Annotated in this window: 15 protein-coding genes and 1 pseudogene; 10 read left to right on the forward strand and 6 right to left on the reverse strand. The window is 58.2% G+C overall.

Annotated elements, in window-relative coordinates; translation table 11 throughout:
- Positions 1 to 9 precede the first annotated feature (9 nt).
- The 3 genes from AC1DW2_RS31975 to tenA all read left to right on the forward strand — a co-directional run bounded on the left by AC1DW2_RS31975 (position 10) and on the right by tenA (position 2928).
- Positions 10 to 897 (forward strand): carbohydrate ABC transporter permease, encoded by an 888-nt coding sequence (locus tag AC1DW2_RS31975; RefSeq protein WP_063981792.1) that lies wholly within the window; start codon positions 10 to 12, stop codon positions 895 to 897.
- Complete coding sequence (locus AC1DW2_RS31980; RefSeq protein ID WP_063981793.1) at positions 894 to 1754, forward strand: carbohydrate ABC transporter permease; 861 nt, start codon at positions 894 to 896, stop codon at positions 1752 to 1754. The genes AC1DW2_RS31975 and AC1DW2_RS31980 overlap by 4 nt, the downstream gene beginning before the upstream one ends.
- A gap of 499 nt (positions 1755 to 2253) precedes the next feature.
- A complete protein-coding gene (gene tenA, locus AC1DW2_RS31985) occupies positions 2254 to 2928 on the forward strand; it encodes a thiaminase II (protein ID WP_063986180.1) in 675 nt (224 codons plus the stop codon).
- A 188-nt stretch (positions 2929 to 3116) separates the two neighbouring features.
- On the opposite strand, the gene AC1DW2_RS31990 is transcribed toward tenA, so the two are convergent.
- The 4 genes from AC1DW2_RS31990 to AC1DW2_RS32005 form a co-directional block, all read right to left on the reverse strand.
- Positions 3117 to 3497, reverse strand: a complete 381-nt coding sequence (locus AC1DW2_RS31990; RefSeq protein ID WP_231142841.1) for a hypothetical protein — start codon at positions 3495 to 3497, stop codon at positions 3117 to 3119.
- An 8-nt stretch (positions 3498 to 3505) separates the two neighbouring features.
- Positions 3506 to 3679 carry a hypothetical protein gene (locus AC1DW2_RS31995; protein ID WP_166343440.1) on the reverse strand — a complete coding sequence of 58 codons (174 nt, stop codon included), beginning with the start codon at positions 3677 to 3679 and terminating at the stop codon, positions 3506 to 3508.
- 1098 nt (positions 3680 to 4777) lie between these two features.
- Entirely contained in the window at positions 4778 to 5038 is a 261-nt protein-coding gene (locus tag AC1DW2_RS32000) for a hypothetical protein (RefSeq protein WP_085399018.1), read from the reverse strand.
- Between the two features lie 182 nt (positions 5039 to 5220).
- Positions 5221 to 5862 carry an SGNH/GDSL hydrolase family protein gene (locus AC1DW2_RS32005; RefSeq protein ID WP_231142840.1) on the reverse strand — a complete coding sequence of 214 codons (642 nt, stop codon included), beginning with the start codon at positions 5860 to 5862 and terminating at the stop codon, positions 5221 to 5223.
- Between the two features lie 266 nt (positions 5863 to 6128).
- Here AC1DW2_RS32005 and AC1DW2_RS32010 point away from each other — a divergent pair, with 266 nt between their 5' ends.
- The 6 genes from AC1DW2_RS32010 (at position 6129) to AC1DW2_RS32035 (ending at position 12076) form a co-directional block, all read left to right on the forward strand.
- Positions 6129 to 7361, forward strand: coding sequence for a hypothetical protein (locus AC1DW2_RS32010; RefSeq protein WP_144030621.1), 1233 nt, complete (start codon positions 6129 to 6131; stop codon positions 7359 to 7361).
- A gap of 5 nt (positions 7362 to 7366) precedes the next feature.
- Complete coding sequence (locus tag AC1DW2_RS32015) at positions 7367 to 7951, forward strand: protein-S-isoprenylcysteine O-methyltransferase (protein ID WP_063981797.1); 585 nt, start codon at positions 7367 to 7369, stop codon at positions 7949 to 7951.
- 209 nt (positions 7952 to 8160) lie between these two features.
- Positions 8161 to 8358, forward strand: coding sequence for a hypothetical protein (locus tag AC1DW2_RS32020; RefSeq protein WP_071911340.1), 198 nt, complete (start codon positions 8161 to 8163; stop codon positions 8356 to 8358).
- 88 nt (positions 8359 to 8446) lie between these two features.
- Complete coding sequence (locus AC1DW2_RS32025) at positions 8447 to 9136, forward strand: hypothetical protein (RefSeq protein WP_063981798.1); 690 nt, start codon at positions 8447 to 8449, stop codon at positions 9134 to 9136.
- Positions 9137 to 9835: 699 nt separating this feature from the next.
- Positions 9836 to 10243, forward strand: coding sequence for a Rap1a/Tai family immunity protein (locus AC1DW2_RS32030; protein ID WP_071911343.1), 408 nt, complete (start codon positions 9836 to 9838; stop codon positions 10241 to 10243).
- A gap of 216 nt (positions 10244 to 10459) precedes the next feature.
- Complete coding sequence (locus tag AC1DW2_RS32035) at positions 10460 to 12076, forward strand: B12-binding domain-containing radical SAM protein (RefSeq protein ID WP_063981799.1); 1617 nt, start codon at positions 10460 to 10462, stop codon at positions 12074 to 12076.
- Here the strand turns inward: AC1DW2_RS32035 and AC1DW2_RS32040 are convergent.
- Together AC1DW2_RS32040 and AC1DW2_RS32045 are read right to left on the reverse strand one after the other, a co-directional pair.
- Positions 12056 to 12973, reverse strand: coding sequence for a lipid A biosynthesis lauroyl acyltransferase (locus AC1DW2_RS32040; protein ID WP_063981800.1), 918 nt, complete (start codon positions 12971 to 12973; stop codon positions 12056 to 12058). The genes AC1DW2_RS32035 and AC1DW2_RS32040 overlap by 21 nt on opposite strands.
- Positions 12974 to 13251: 278 nt before the next feature.
- On the reverse strand, positions 13252 to 14013 hold the full coding sequence (locus AC1DW2_RS32045; protein WP_063981801.1) for an IS5 family transposase: 762 nt from the start codon (positions 14011 to 14013) through the stop codon (positions 13252 to 13254).
- Between the two features lie 325 nt (positions 14014 to 14338).
- Here AC1DW2_RS32045 and AC1DW2_RS32050 point away from each other — a divergent pair.
- Positions 14339 to 15629 (forward strand): annotated as a pseudogene (locus AC1DW2_RS32050) (B12-binding domain-containing radical SAM protein); the annotation flags it as partial.

Below are 15629 nucleotides of genomic sequence, written 5' to 3' on the forward strand. Positions count from 1 at the left end.
GGAGGATATATGCGCACCACGCCGAAATGGCTGTTTCCAGTTCTGGCGTTGCTTCCGGTCCTAGGCCTCTATGGCTGTATCCGCGTCTATCCGATCATCGAGACGCTGCGGCTCAGCCTCTTCCAGTGGAATATCATCTCGCGGCGCAAGCCGTTCGTCGGTTTCGCCAACTTCGTCGAGCTGGCGAGCGACCCGCTGTTTCTCGAAGCGATCTTCAACACCACCATCATCGCCTTTAGCGTCGTAGCGATCACCATCCCCGTCGCGCTTGCGCTCGCCGCCTTGATCAACACCCGGCAGGGGCTGCGGCGCAGCGGCGTCTATGAGGCCTCGGTCTTCCTGCCGCACGTCGTCTCGCTGGTTCCGGCCGCGATGGCCTGGAAATGGATTTTCGACGCCCGGCTCGGACCGCTCAACGCCCTGATCGGCCTTGTCGGGATTCCGGCCCAGTCGTGGCTGTTCGACCCTGTCCTGTCGCTGGTGTGCCTGATCGTTCTCTGCTCCTGGCAGGCGATCGGCTATGCCGTCTTGATCTTCCTGGTCGGACTGAAGAACGTCCCGGAGGCGCTCTACGAGGCCGCGCGCCTCGACGGCGCCTCGTCGTTTCAGGCCTTCCGTCACATCGCCGTGCCGCTGCTAAAGCCTGTCATGCTGTACGTGTCGGTCATCACGCTGATCTCGTCCTACAACATCTATGCGCAGGCCTTCGTGCTGGCATCGGATGTCCAGGGTGCGCCGGGGCGTCTCGTCCGAGTCCTCGTCCTCGACATGCTTGAAAACAGCTTTCGTAACTACCGGGTCGGCTACGCTGCTGCCGAAGCCGTCGTACTGCTCGTCATCGTCCTCATTTTGACCAGCGCGCAGTTCAGGCTGTTCCGCGACAGGAGTCGCGCATGAGCGAGCACGAACGCGAGCATCCGTCCGTCGTTGGTCAGAACGGTGCCGTCGGCCTCGTGATCGACGCCGTTCTTGGCGTCGTCAGCCTGATGATGCTCCTGCCGCTGGTCTTCCTGATCAGCAACGCGTTCAAGACGCCGCCGGAGCTGCTGGCGTGGCCGCCGACCGTCATCCCGCACCAGCCGACGCTGGAGAACATCGTCAGCGTCCTGCGCGAAACGCCGCTGTTTCGCTGGATCGGCAACTCGCTGATCTTCGCGACACTCTCGACCGCGAGCATCGTCTCCACATCGGCGATCGCAGGTTATGTGCTCGGCAAGTTCGATCTACCGGGGATCCCGGTCATCTTCGGCGTGATCATCGCGACGGCGGTCGTTCCCTTCGAAGTCTACATGATCCCGCTCTATCTCAACGTCCAGTCCGCCGGCCTGTTGAACACCTGGCCCGGGCTCCTGGTCGGCTATCTCATCATGAGTTTCGGCATCTTCCTGGTGCGGCAATATGTGATGACGTCGATCCCTGACGAGCTGCTGGAGGCTGCCCGGGTGGATGGCGCGGGGGAGCTCTGGATCTTCCTGCGGATCGTGCTGCCGCTGATGCGCGGCCCGTTGGGCGCTCTTGCCGTGCTGGCGTTCTTTCAGGCCTGGACTGCCTTCGCGTGGCCGCTCGTCGTCATGACCAACAAGGAAACCTATACGCTCGAGGTTGGGCTCGCCTTGTTTCAGACCGGCTTCACCGTGGACATCGGTCGCCTCAGCGCGGCCGCGGCGCTGGCGCTGGTTCCGAGCGCACTGTTCTTCTCGCTGATGCGTCGAAATTTCGTACGTGGCGTGGCCTCCAGCGGCTTGAAGGAGTGACGCCATGGCAGCATCGGAATAGGCGTAGATTTTCCTAGCAAATCATCCGTCTCTTAATCGGCGGCTCTGTCGGAGCATCTCTAACCGATGAGTGGGCGACGACTACATTCGCCATCATCCAAGTCGGTCTAGCGCCATCAAGCTGATTTGCGATGTGCGAACTTGAACGAAAAGTGCACGTATCTGGTACGGTAGTCGCGCTGAGGGAAACGAAGATCAAGTAAGATACTGACGTGATTGGTGGGCCCGGCAAGACTCGAATCTGCAACTAGATCGCCATGAGCGGCGGGACAATGGCCGCCCCCGTTGATTTTCCCGCGCATTTCGTTCTGTTGGTGATAGTGTGATAACGCCAGTCATTCCCGGCGACCGACGGCAAGCGAATTCCATTCGCATCCTACCCGCTAGTCGCTGCGGTCTGCCAAGTCAGCGTCTTGGTTCGCGTTGATAGGTCGTGAGTAAAAAGTTCATAGGAAAGCAAGCCAGGCGGGAATGGATCGTGAGTTTCTTCGAGCGTCTAAAGACAGAAGCATCTGCTGAGTGGCGGGCCTACACCGAGCATCCCTTCACAAACGGATTGGCAGATGGCTCGCTCCCTGAAGCCGCATTTCGTCACTACCTTGCTCAGGACTATCTGTTCCTCATCGAGTTTGCGCGCGCCTATGCACTCTCGGTCTACAAGTCGCCCAAGCTTGCCGACATGCGTGAAGCTGCGGCCGGCCTGTCGGCCATCCTTGATGTCGAAATGAGCCTTCATGTGAAGCTGTGTGCCGGTTGGGGGCTATCCCCGAGTGACCTTGAACAAACTCCTCCGGCGGTCGAGATGCTGGCCTACACACGCTACGTGCTCGATGCCGGAATGCGCGGCGATCTGCTGGCACTCAAGGTGGCACTTGCCCCCTGCGTGATCGGGTACGCGGAGATCGCAACGCGGCTCGCCTCGCGACCCGATGCGGACGCTAGGACGAACTCCTATCGGATTTGGATCGACGAGTACGCTGGCGTGCCATACCAGGAGGTCGCGGCGAATGCGCGTGCGCATTTGGAGCATCTCGCCGATCTCTACGCCACGCCGGCTCGCGAGGCAGAACTGATTGCCATCTTCAAGGAAGCCACTCGGCTTGAGGCGGACTTCTGGGAAATGGGCTGGCGTGTGGGCCAGCGTGTTGAATAGCCCTTCGGCAATCGGTTGATTGCAGGGACTCGTTTGACGGCTGCTGCGCACGAGTTGCGGAGGCGCGTTGTTCTAGAGGAACGCAGTGCGCGGAATTGCTGGAGTAACGAAGCACACGGCCTGGAACAGGCGCGAAAGTCCTCGCCAACGATAGGCGAGATGCAGGATCGCTAAGTCATTAGTATTGTTCAGTCGTGTCCAGTGTTGGAGATGGAGATCCTAGCACGCCATCGTTCTTCAAACGTGTCAGCGCCCTCTTTCAGTGCCAACGCTTGTGCATCCAAAGGATTGCCGGGCTTGTTAGCAATGAGGATACCTGTAGCTTCTCCGCGAGAACCGGGTTGGGGACGCTGCTCTGTAGGCCATTCCAGCAATGCTTTCGACAGCATGGGTTTGCCCGCGTACCAGCATTTTCGTCCGTCGATGATACGGTAGGACCACCATTGCCCTTGCGGATTTGGCGGCATTGCGGCGCTGCATTGTTGCTTGGCATGCAGGCTGGTCATTTCGAGCGATGAGAGCGCAACAATGCCGACGGTTAAAGAAAACGCTTGAAGCGGTTTGCTCATGGGCGCGCTCAATTGCCGTGTTGCTGCAATCGACTTACAGCAACGATCAAAGCAGGCCGCTCGAGAACTTCCACCAACTCTTCAAGGATACGCGCATGATCCTTGGGATGGGGCCGAAGGAATTCTTCCAATATAAGTTGCGCGTCGCTAATCGCTTCCAAGGCTAATTGCTGATCAGTCATCACTACTTACTCATCAATTAGTTGCGCAAAGCCAGCGAAGGGAGAGATCAAGTCAGCTTTGAGGAATATCCCCGCTCTTCTATTCACTTTTTATTTCAACTCTCGCGGTGTCGCCTCGGTCAATGTGCGAAATAATCCCACTAAGGCGTGTCGCGAGCGTTAGGGATCCCGGCGACTAAATAATCCGCTGCTCGATCCTCCCTTCGTCATCCCGCGCATCACCACCTGTTTCCTATCTCGCGGCGGCCGGAAAAAATCTGTTTTGCCATGCACCGCCGCGATGCATTGATCTTATTGAACTGTTCCCGATCAGCCTTTCTCACGAAGGGAGAGAGTGCCCCCCGCAGGAGCTAGGCCAGGGAAACCGTAAACTCGAAATGCCGTCTGGGGGAACGTAGGTAGGCGGCTTCGCCGAGTAAGGCATTTGGGCGGCCGGCTATTTCCACCGCGGTTCGTTCTGCAGCTCTTGGGATATCCTCTTTCGTTCGGCATCCAAGGCAGTCGATCGGGGTCGAGAATGGAAGGATCGCCATGTCCGTTTGCGATCGCATCCACCAGGCGCAAAGGCCATTTTCGAGCTCAGGGCTGAGATGGTCTCGCAAGGGAGAACTCGGATGCGCCGTCGGCGCGATATTGTCCTCGAACGGCCGGGGCAGCCAAGTTTGCGGCTATGGAAAGACGGAGAGCTACGTCAGGGTCAAGCTGATGACCACCGTGCCAATGGCAACAGCTCTAACGTCCTAGTACTCGCCGGACGCAAAGCATTCTGATTTCGTTAGTTTGGTGTAGTTGCTCAGCACTCGGGGGATCAATGGAGCCGAGAGTCTCGATACTAAACTTCGCTTCCAACTCTGACGCCATGCAGATGCAAATCTGCAAGCAAGCGTCCGTCGAAAAACCGCCTTGCTGCGCGCAACCGTTTCGGCACGCTGAGAGAAACTGCGGTCGCCATTCTGCAGCCGTGGCGATTGTTATAAAATTGACAGCAGCTATCGTCAGAGCAGGGAGAAATGCGGGCATTGCTTCGCTTCCCTTTTTTAGTTTTCTGAGGGGCCGCTCTAATTCGACTCCATCTTTTTCGGCTCTAGCAATATGTAGCTATTTGCGTAGTTGTCCCCTGAAGCGGAACCACAAATGACCGATCAGTGATAGGACTATGGCGGTCAGAATTATCGGGAGCCAGATCGACGTGGTTATGATGAACAAGGATATGATCACCACACGTCCAAAGATCGATTCGCTGACCGGATTCTTAAGACGAGCGAAATAGGCGTAGATAATAAAGATGGTGGCCGGCACCATCCACGTGGCGACAAGCACCAGTAACAGGTCAACAAGTTGGCTGGCATAATGGTGCATGAGCGCACCTCCTGACAGCGTCGGCGCGAATTGCTGTCACCGCTGCGAGAGATGCGGTGATTGTCGACGATAATTGGTCTTTGTTCGCGTTGGTGGGCATCTGCACGCTCGGCATCGCTGTCACGGCCGGTGCCCAAACTCTTGCGAGCCCGCAGCCTTCGATTCGCCTGAGCTAGGGCCTCTCAACGCGCGCTCGTTGAGATGGCTCGGGCAAGGGCTCGTCCAATGCAATCATAACCATCGGCGGTGTTGTGCAATCCGTCCCACGTTACAAGCTCGCTTTGCGCAACTCCGGCATTGATCGAGTTACGCATCAGCGCAAAACGAGAGAATAGGCCGACCCGTTCCTGCTTCGCGGCATCGGCGATGATGCCCTCCATCGTTGAGTAGCTAGCGGAAGCGAGCACCTGTGGCGCATATTGCAGATCCATCAGCACGACATCGGCAGACCCCGCCTTAAGTGCCCTTACCCCTTCAACAACGCTTCTTTTGAGCCCTTGGTCCGGCCGGCCACCCCAGGCGACGTCATTAGTACCTAATTGCCAGATAACGAGATCAGGCGTGTGCGCGAAAACGTCACGCTCGAACCGCGCGATGTTGTTCGGAATCGTATCGCCGACTCGACCGCTGTTGATGACCTCGATCGTTGCATTGGATCTAAGCCTCGAGAGTTCTCGGCGCATCACCTGCGGATATGTGGCCGCGGACCGAAGTACCCAGAGCCCCACCGTCGACGATGATCCGATCGCGACAATCTTTAGCGGCTCACCAGATCTCAAACGCGCCGCCGTGCGGGGCAATTGTGCGCCCAGCGAAACATCCAAATTTGCAGCAAGGCATCTCTCGCCAGATGATGCCCCGTCCTGCGCTTGAGAGGGCGCTGTGCTGGACAAACCGACAATCACAGCAGCACCGATCGACGCTATTGTTCGAGCGGTTCGGCTTACGCATGGTAGAACAAATCGACCCATGTTCCCCAATAACTGGTCGATTCTCTCTTGACAACCCTTGGCTTCAAACGTCTGTTTTTGATTGCAGGTCGATTGACGCGTGGGGAGCGAGCAGCACGTATGAGTCCGGGAATAAGGCAATGTCCGGCAAGCCTGTAGCGAAACGGTTGGTATTCCATATCGGCGGCTATGATCCAATCACGTCGCATGCCAGCGCGCAACGACGCTTTGTGCGCGAAATTGCGAGGTTCCAACGTACTTGGTCAGTGAAAGCGACCGTCGACGGTTCGCATGATTCCGCCGACCAGATACAATGGAACGTGACGACAATCGGCCCCGATTGGCTCGTCGAAACCGATTACCGTCTGGTCCGATGGCACGATGTAATTGAAGTGTTCGGGGGGCGAAGCATCGGCTCACGCATTTCCGTCGGCATTCTTGCGTTTCTGGATTTCGTTCTGACCGGCACTCTTTGGCGTTACTTGCAGACCAATTGGCGCTACGCACTTTTCTTTCTCTATCCATTCGTTACGTTCGGATTGCTCATCGCTGCCGCCCTTTTGATTGGCGTGGCTGCATTCAAGATCACTGGATCAATTCCCATTGCTACCGGTGGCGGCCTCTTCGGGCTCGCAGCCGTGTTGGCGGGTCCGTGGCGCTGGCTGCACCTGGGCGACTTGTTCGACGATTGGATTTTCTCTTGCGAGTACATTCGATTCGGTAATTCGGAGATAGAGCAGAGGCTGGACAGGTTGGCCGCCGAGCTCGTGGTTGCGGCGAGCAACTCTGCCGCAGACGAAATTGTGGTCGTAGGGCACAGCCTTGGCGCCGTACTAGCGGTTGATCTACTTGATCGCGCCTTGAAGCGGGACCCTGCGCTCGGTCGGAAAAAGATTCCCGTCACATTCTTGAGCGTTGGATCATCCATACTCAAGATCGGCCTGCACCCAAAGGCAGTGCGCTTTCGCAGGGCGGTGGAACGCGTCGCCGATTCCCGCGCGATCTTCTGGGGCGACTATCAGGCCCTCACGGACGCGTTGAATTTTTACAAATGCCGGCCGATGGCCGAAATGGGCTTGTCGACAGAAAACGAGGCGACCGTCAGGGTCGTGAAGATTAGTCGAATGCTTAACGACGACATGTATCAACGCATCCGCTTCAATTTCTTCCGCGTGCACTGCCAGTTCGTCAGTGGAAATGACAGGCGAACATCGTACGACTACTTCATGCTCACATGCGGACCTATTTCAGCCAAATCCCAGACGCTCGCCCCGGATGGCGCGGTGTCGATGATCGCTGACGACGGAGGCCTTGTTGCGGGCGCGCCGGTGTCGGAAAGCGAACTGCTGGGAAATCCGGGCGCGGCAGCCTGATTCAAATGACGCCCACCATTTCAAAAGTCATCTTCGTTGCGTTGGTGATCGGCTGGTACCTCATACGCTATAAGTACGCGCGGCGTTCCCGCCGTGCGAGGGTTGTGCGGAGCGCTCGCGGCCCCCTGGAAACTGCGCTCCTGCTCATATCTCTTTCGGGACTCGGACTTGTGCCGCTCGCCTACGTAGCGACAGGAATGCCTCGTTTCGCAGATCACAGTTTTTATCCCTGGTTGGCTTGGCTGGGGTCTTTCTTTGCGATTGCGGCTTTGGGCGTGTTTCACCTGACACACCGTGCACTCGGCCGGAATTGGTCGATAAGTCTCGACGTGCGGGAGAACCATGAGCTTGTGACGGAAGGGATTTACCGGAGAGTTCGACACCCGATGTATTCGGCATTTTGGCTGTGGGCCATCGCCCAGGCATTGCTGCTGCCGAATTGGATCGCCGGTTTCGCGGGCCTTGCCGGCTTCGGGATCTTGTTCTTTGGCCGCGTCGCAAGGGAAGAGCGAATGATGTTGCAGACGTTTGGCGACAGCTATCGCGATTATATGGCGCGGACCGGTCGGGTCTTCCCGTGGATACTCTGAGGTAGGTCCCGGCACGTCTCGACCTGTGGTACCCACGAGACTGATTTGGAACCAGATGCCTCAATTTGCGTGCCATTTCCGCAACATGCGGCAGAAAAAGCGGTCGGAACCGCGGACTCCCCGGTCTATTCGTTGGTGCCGTGGCGAGTGTCGGGTTATTCCTATGCGTGTCAGGTGAATCCAATCGTTCCGAACAATGGTGAGAACCGATGTTGAAATTCGTTGTCCTTGGAATCGCTTCTTTGGCTTTCGTGGGAACCGCAGCTGCTGCGGACCTGCCACGGCCTCAGCCGGTTGCCGTCGCGGCGCCGGTTGGCAAAGCTCCGATCGGCAAATATCCCGTGGGTAAGAGCCCCGTGGGCAAATACCCGGTCGCTGCCCCGGCTCCGTTGGTGACCAAGGGTTGATCTGCCTATTCATTCGTACGCCAGCGGCGTTCGTTTGGGGTAGCAGATTACCTGTGGCATCGGATCTTGGATCCAAGAGGATTCGAAGATGGCGGGAGTGATTCGGAAATATCCGGGTCTGGGGCTTCTTGCAAAGGCCGCCATGCTGGCGGCCTTTGTAGGCTTGGGGGCCGGGATCAGTAGCGCGCAACCACTCGTGGCGCGTACCGACCAGCAGCAACGGGACGCTCTCCCCAGTTCGGCGATGAAGCATGCAGCGACCATGGCTGCTGCTACGCCGGCGATATCCGATGTAAAGCCAGCTCGAAGAGCTGCCGCCACGGGTCCCTACTACGTTGATTTTCGTGCCCGCACGGCGGCAACGTACGGTCATGCATTCGTCTGGTACGGAAAGACGGGCGAAAAGCAGGTCGAGGTCGCTGGTCTGGCTCCGGCCGGCGACGAGGTGCCCTATATCCTGGGACACATTATGTTTGTCCCTTCTGAGACGGGTGCGACCTACGGTGATCTTGACGAGCAATATCTGACGGCCAGCTATCGTGTCTATTTGTCTGAGGCAGACGCCAAGAAGGTCTTTGCTTATATCAAGCGCCAGCAGGAGTCTTCGCCGCTCTGGAATGCAGCAACGACAAACTGTACTGCCTTTATCGGCCGCATAGCGACGTTCATGGGCCTCAACGCTCCGTTTCATCTGCTAAAGCCTGAGGAATACGTCAACAAACTCAGAGAGCTGAACGGGGGACGAAAAACGGTGCAGCTTGAACCAGGTCGAGGCTAAAATCCTCGGATTGAGTTCATCCACTCTTCCTTGCGTCTGGATGGGTGTGAGGTCTTCAAGAAATTCAAGCGAGCTTGTTCTTTGAGGATGCGGTTCGATACGACCAACCTTCGTGCGCTGCCTCGCCTAGTTGATGAATAGGCCGGGAGATCATGGAACGTCCGTGGCGCTGCGCTGCAAGGCAGCTCCACCTCCGCTTGGTCGTGGCTAAGCTCTTGTTGGAAACCGTTCTGAGGGTGAAGTCCTCCTTGGCGTAGTTGAGGAAGGTTCGCAGAACTTGTCGTCGCAGACGAAGATCACCGCTTAGGCAATGGTTCTGCGTCGAGGCCGAGCATCGACATCAATCGACCAGTGCACGTCGCGTACACGGCAGGATAATAGATGCTCTCCGCGCCGGATCGAGATCTGTACCATCAGCACGCTTGTCGCCGCCGATGTTGATTCGCGATCATGATCGCGGTGTAGCCGACCTTTGCGGCGGTCACGGCGCGTAAAGCTGCGTGTTGTCAAGTCGACAAGGGCTCTTTTAGCTTTGTGGAAATGGAAGAGGTGAGTTCACTTCGCTCCTATTCGAGCGCGGTGGATCAGACGCTTTTTTTGAGCTAAGCCGTCTGAGCCGCCTGGAACGGCGCGGGCGGCCGCTCTATTGCGGCATACTCAATGCCTGCAAGCTATCGCGCCGGTATTCGGGGGACGTGGATGCGGGTCCATATGATTGTTGCCGGCCTTATCCTAGCGATCATCGGGAAGGCCAGTGCCACGGTTGTCGATAAGGGAACCGACGCGCAAAAGTCTTGCGAGCTGCTTGTCAAGAACTCGCTTCGCAATCAGGACGAAGCTCGGTCCGCAGGCGCATGTGAGGGAATGATCGAGACCGCGATGCTCTTTTCACCAAATCTGCCCGCTGACGTGCGTGCATGCCCCCCCGCGCAAGGCAGCCCTTTGCAAAGTGCGAAGGTTTTTCTGCAGTATCTTGATAACAATCCGGATCGAGTGAATGAACCGGGGATCACCGTCGCGATCGAAGCATTCAGGGATGCTTGGCCCTGCCGTGGGGACGGTGCCGGAACTGGACCGAAAAAGCGTGCCCCAAAAAAATCCAATTAGAACGCGTATCTGCTGATACTAATACTAGCCTTACGGTCCGCGATGTTCGCGTCCGACCTGATTGATTCGCAATGCACTACTGCCGAGGTGCGCGAGCTGAACCGCAGTGCTCACCTCCATAACCAGCACTCAAACGCCTTATCGACGAGCGAAGCGACCCCTTGAGCCCCGATCAACAGCGGGGCATTGTGCCATCAACGCCCGGGCTGGAACAGCATGACAATCCCCTGCCGCGTCCTGATGATCTATCCGAAGTTCGTTCCGAATTCGTTTTGGAACTATGCGGAGGCCTGCGAACTCGTCGGCGCGAAGTATCCAACGGCGCCACTCGGCCTGATCACCGTCGCCGCTATGTTGCCGAAGCATTGGGACATCCGGCTCGTCAACCGCAATACCGAGGCGTTGACAGATGCGGACCTCGACTGGGCCGATCTTGTGATGATCGGCGGTATGCTCAACCAGCAGCCTGATGCCATCTATCTGATCGATCTCGCCCACCTGCGCGGCAAGCCGGTATGTGTTGGTGGGCCGGACGTCTCCTCCAGCCCGCATCTTTACGCGGACGCGGACTTCCAGGTGATCGGCGAGGCCGAGCAGGTCATCGAGCAGTTCATCGCCGCCTGGGAAAGCGGCGAACGCAAGGGCGTGTTCATCGCCGAGAAATTCACGATAGATGTCACGCTGAGCCCCATGCCTCGCTACGATCTGCTCAACTTCGATCACTATCTATACATCGGCTTGCAGTATTCGCGTGGCTGCCCGTTCACTTGCGAGTTCTGCGATATTATCGAGCTATATGGTCGCGTGCCGCGTACCAAGACCAACGATCAGATTCTCGCAGAGTTGCAGGCGCTCTACGATCACGGTTATCGCGGGCATGTCGATTTCGTCGACGACAATTTCATCGGCAACAAGAAGAACCTCCGCACCCTGATGCCGCGGCTCAAAGCCTGGCTGGAGGAGCACGACTATCCATTCGAGTTCTCAACCGAAGCCTCGATCAACATCGCGGACGACAGCGAGTTGTTGCAGGCAATGAAGGATGCGAACTTCTTCGCGATCTTCGTCGGCATCGAGAGCCCGGATCCCGAGACGCTCGTGCAGATGAAGAAGAAGCAGAACACCAGGCGCAACATCGCCGAGTGCATTCACAAGATTTACGGCTACGGCATGTTCGTCACCGCTGGCTTCATCGTCGGGTTCGATAGCGAAAAGGCCTCGATAGGACAGGCGATGGCCGACCTCATCGAGGAGGCGAGCATTCCAGTCTCCATCGTTGGACTGCTTTATGCGCTGCCTGGGACACAGCTTACACGGCGGTTGGCCGCGGAAGGCCGCTTGCACCAGGGCCATGACCTCATGAATGTCGAGCAGACGGGCGATCAGTGCACGCTCGGATGCAATTTCGATACTAAGCGTCCGCTTCGTGACATCCTTGCCGATTACAAGGCTGTGCTCGGGCACGTCTACAGTCCGGCAGCATATGCAGGACGGCTGTCGCGTCTCGCCGCCATGCTCGACCGGTCCGACCGACGCCGCGACCTGCCGGATGGCGACGTGCGCAAGAGGCTTGGCGGCATCGACAGCGTACACAAGATCATGCGGGCCCTGCCGAAGGTTCGCGAGCCGTTCTGGAAGACCTTCGTCGAAGTCGCGGAGACCAATCCGGGCGCGCTACGGTACATCGTGATGCTGATGGCGTTGTACATGCACCTCGGGCCGTTCTCGGAACGCGTGATCGGCGAGATTGACCGCCGCATTGCCGAGCTGGACCATGTACCTCCACTAAGGGCTACCGCAGTCAGTCAAGTGCTACCTCCAGCGACGGTGTAGCCACAGCCACTGATCGGGATATTCGCGGATCCAGCCCTCGATGACCGATGTGACCGCCTGCATCGTTCCCTGAATGTCAATTTGTCCGGCGGCATCGCGGACCGGCTTCACTTCTTCAGACAGTTCGCCACGAAAGCGCTGTCCGGGCAGACGGATGACGCGCACACCATGAATCGGGCACTCAATCTGCCGCAGCAGTCGCGCAAGCATCGGATTGGCCCTGGTCTTGCGGCCGAAGAAAGTAACCTCGACGCCGTTGGTCAGATACTGGTCGACCAGCATTCCAACGTGCTGGCCACTTTTAAGGGCCTCGGCAAGTCTTAGGGGCGCATCACGACCCGCGGGAATGAGCGTGCCCATTTTCACGGCGCGCATATCCTGGATGATGCGGTCGGCGGACGCGATGTTGGGTCGGCGATACAGGATCGCAGTATCCGACCCGTGCGCGACGGCTGCCAGGGCCGGAAGTTCCCAGTTAGCGAGATGACTCGCAAAGATCAGCGCCGGTTTGCCGTCGAGCCGCAGCTGCGTAAACAATTCATATGAGCGCCTGTCGATTTCGATGCAGCTAGCTTTGGGCCGTGCGGGATCATAGTTCCAGATGTGATCAAGATGCGCGAATTCGGCGCCGACTCGACCGAGATTGTCCCAGACGCCTGCGAGAATGGTCTCGATCTCTGCAGGCGATTTTTCCGGAAATGCGGCGGTTAGATTGGCTCGACCGATCTTTTGCTCCCGCATCATGGGCCCGATTGAGCGAGTGATCCGAGCGAATAAGTTGGCGGTCTTGGTTGGATCGAAATGGCGAGCGGCACGCAGTATTCCGATCGTCAACGCGCCCACCGCCGCTTGGCCCAGGGGCTTGGTCACGTCGCGAAGTTGGAGCCTGGTCCGCATTGCAACGACAACCTTGGCTTACAATTTCGGCTTCCACGGGCTTCAGCGCGCATCATCATGCCACCGATACGCGATGCGATCAAAGACACCGACGAGTTGCGCAGGGCGCGCCTCTCGAGTTCGCCTGCAACGGAGGATGAATCGTGCGGGTTCGATCGAGTGCTTCGCGCGTAACAATGAGCGTACCCAGGCGTGGGGTGCAGTCCAATCGCGACATCAGCTCCGAAGCCGATTGAGACGTGAGCAGCCGAAGCGATACTTCGGAGCTCGGGTCCTCGCTAGGACGTGGACTCATTAGCGCCGAGCCATAGCCTGATTGACGCGAGTTGCACGAAGGCAAGGTAATTGGCGGCAAGTTTGTCGTAGCGCGTCGCTACCCGACGACATTGCTTGATCCTGTTGAAGAACCGCTCAACTCGATTGCGAGCGCGATACAGGTAGGGACTGAAGCAGATCGGTTCGCTGCGATTGCTTTTCGGCGGGATGTTGGCCCATGCTCCTTTCTTGATCGCAAGTTCTCTAATCCAATCGGCGTCGTAGCCACGGTCCGCCAGCAGCATCGATCCAGGCTTCATGCGAGACAAGAGTTTTCCAGCAAGCCGATTGTCGTGGGCTTCCCCAGGCGTCAGCGCAACTCGGACCGGTAGGCCGTTTGTATCCACGACCGCATGAATCTTACTGGTCAACCCGCCCCGTGATCGCCCCATGCATTGTCTTTTATTCCGGTCGATGCAGGCTCCATGTTGATGCACGCGGACAATCGACGTGTCGATCATTTGCACAGCGGCATCGTGAGCGGCTGCCAAGGCCTTCATAATCGCCGCCCACACACCTGCTCGTCGCCAACGAACGAAGCGATTGTAGCAAGTGGTATACGGGCCGAAGGCGTCTGGTAGATCGCGCCATGGCGCCCCGGATCGTAGCACCCAGAAGATGCCATTGAGGACGCGACGGTCATTCACCCGCGGTACGCCGCGCGGCTTGTTGGGCAGCATCGGCCTGATGGCAGTCCATTCCTCGTCGGAGAGTTCGTAGCGCATGATTCGGCCCCCTTCGTTAGGGGATTTGAATCATGGCTCGGCAGTCAGGCTCAATGGGCGCCAGCCGACGGGATGGCCGCGATGTGCCCGAAAGCGGACGCATTATGCTCACTCTGAGTTTTGTCGAGTTTGACCCGGAACGGACGTCTGGCGCATGACTAGCTGGCGACTGCGCACCCCAATTTGTGCCGAACATGCGATTGCGCCGTGTGCGGTTAGCCGAGGTACTCGGATAGGATGTTGTTCGTGCCACAGTTCGTCGTTTTTTGCGAGGACCTCGCGGAAAGCAGTTGGCCTATGACCGACATCGAGCTACCCCTTGCTTATGAGCAAGAGCAGGAGTTTCCGGCTTGTTCTGATCAAGCCGTCACATTACGACGACGATGGCTACGTCATTCGATGGTGGCGCGGCGGCCTGCCTTCGAACTCATTGGCCTGCCTTTACGGCATCGCGCTCGATTGTCGTGAACGCCAGGTTCTCGGGCCCGATTTCGACATCGAGATCGACGCCATCGATGAGACCAACTGGAAGGTGCGTGTCGCGGATCTGGCGCGCGCAATCAAGGCCGCGGATTCCGGYATGGTGATGCTGGTCGGAGTCCAGTCSAAYCAGTTTCCCCGATCGCTTGATCTGGCGAGACGGTTTCGCAAGCTCGGAATCCACGTTGCGATCGGCGGCTTCCATGTGTCCGGCACCCTCTCGATGCTGCCGGAGCGCGATCCCGGCGTTCAGGAGATGATGGACCTCGGTGTGTCGGTCTTCGCAGGCGAGGCCGAGGGACGGCTGGAGGAGCTGTTGCAGGACGCGGCCGCCGRRCGATTGCAGCCTCTCTACAACTACATCGACGATCTGCCGCACCTGGAGAGCCAGCCATTGCCGATCATTCCCCGCCAGCAGATCCGGCGGGTTATCGGCCACACCACGAGCTTCGACGCCGGGCGTGGCTGCCCGTTCCAGTGCTCGTTCTGCACCATCATCAACGTGCAGGGCCGCAAGTCGCGACGCCGCAGCGCCGACGACATCGAGGCCGTGATCCGCGCCAACGTCGCCCAGGGCGTCTTCGCCTTCTTCCTCACCGACGACAATTTTGCGCGCAACAAGGATTGGGAAAGCCTGCTCGACCGCATCATCGCGCTGCGCGAGAAGGAGGGCTGGGACCTYCGCTTCACGATCCAGGTCGACACGCTTTGCCACAAGCTACCGAACTTCATCGAGAAATGCGCCAAGGCCGGCGTCCGGCGATGCTTYATCGGCCTCGAAAACATCAACCCGGACAGTCTGCTCGGCGCCAAGAAGCGGCAGAACAAGATCACCGACTATCGCGAGATGATGCTGGCCTGGAAGAAGGCCAGGATCATGACCGTCGGCGGCTACATTCTGGGCTTTCCCAACGACACACCGGAATCGATCGTCCGCGACATCGAGATCATCAAGCGTGAGCTGCCGATCGACATGCTGGAGTTCTTCTTCCTGACGCCGCTGCCGGGCTCGGAGATCACAAGACGCTCTACATGAAGGGCGTCGCGATGGATGCGGACCTCAACAAATACGACCTGGACCACGTCACGGTCGACCACCCCGCCATGTCCAAGGCGGACTGGGAGCGGGCCTGCGA

This window comes from Bradyrhizobium sp. P3_C3 (genome assembly GCF_056402655.1).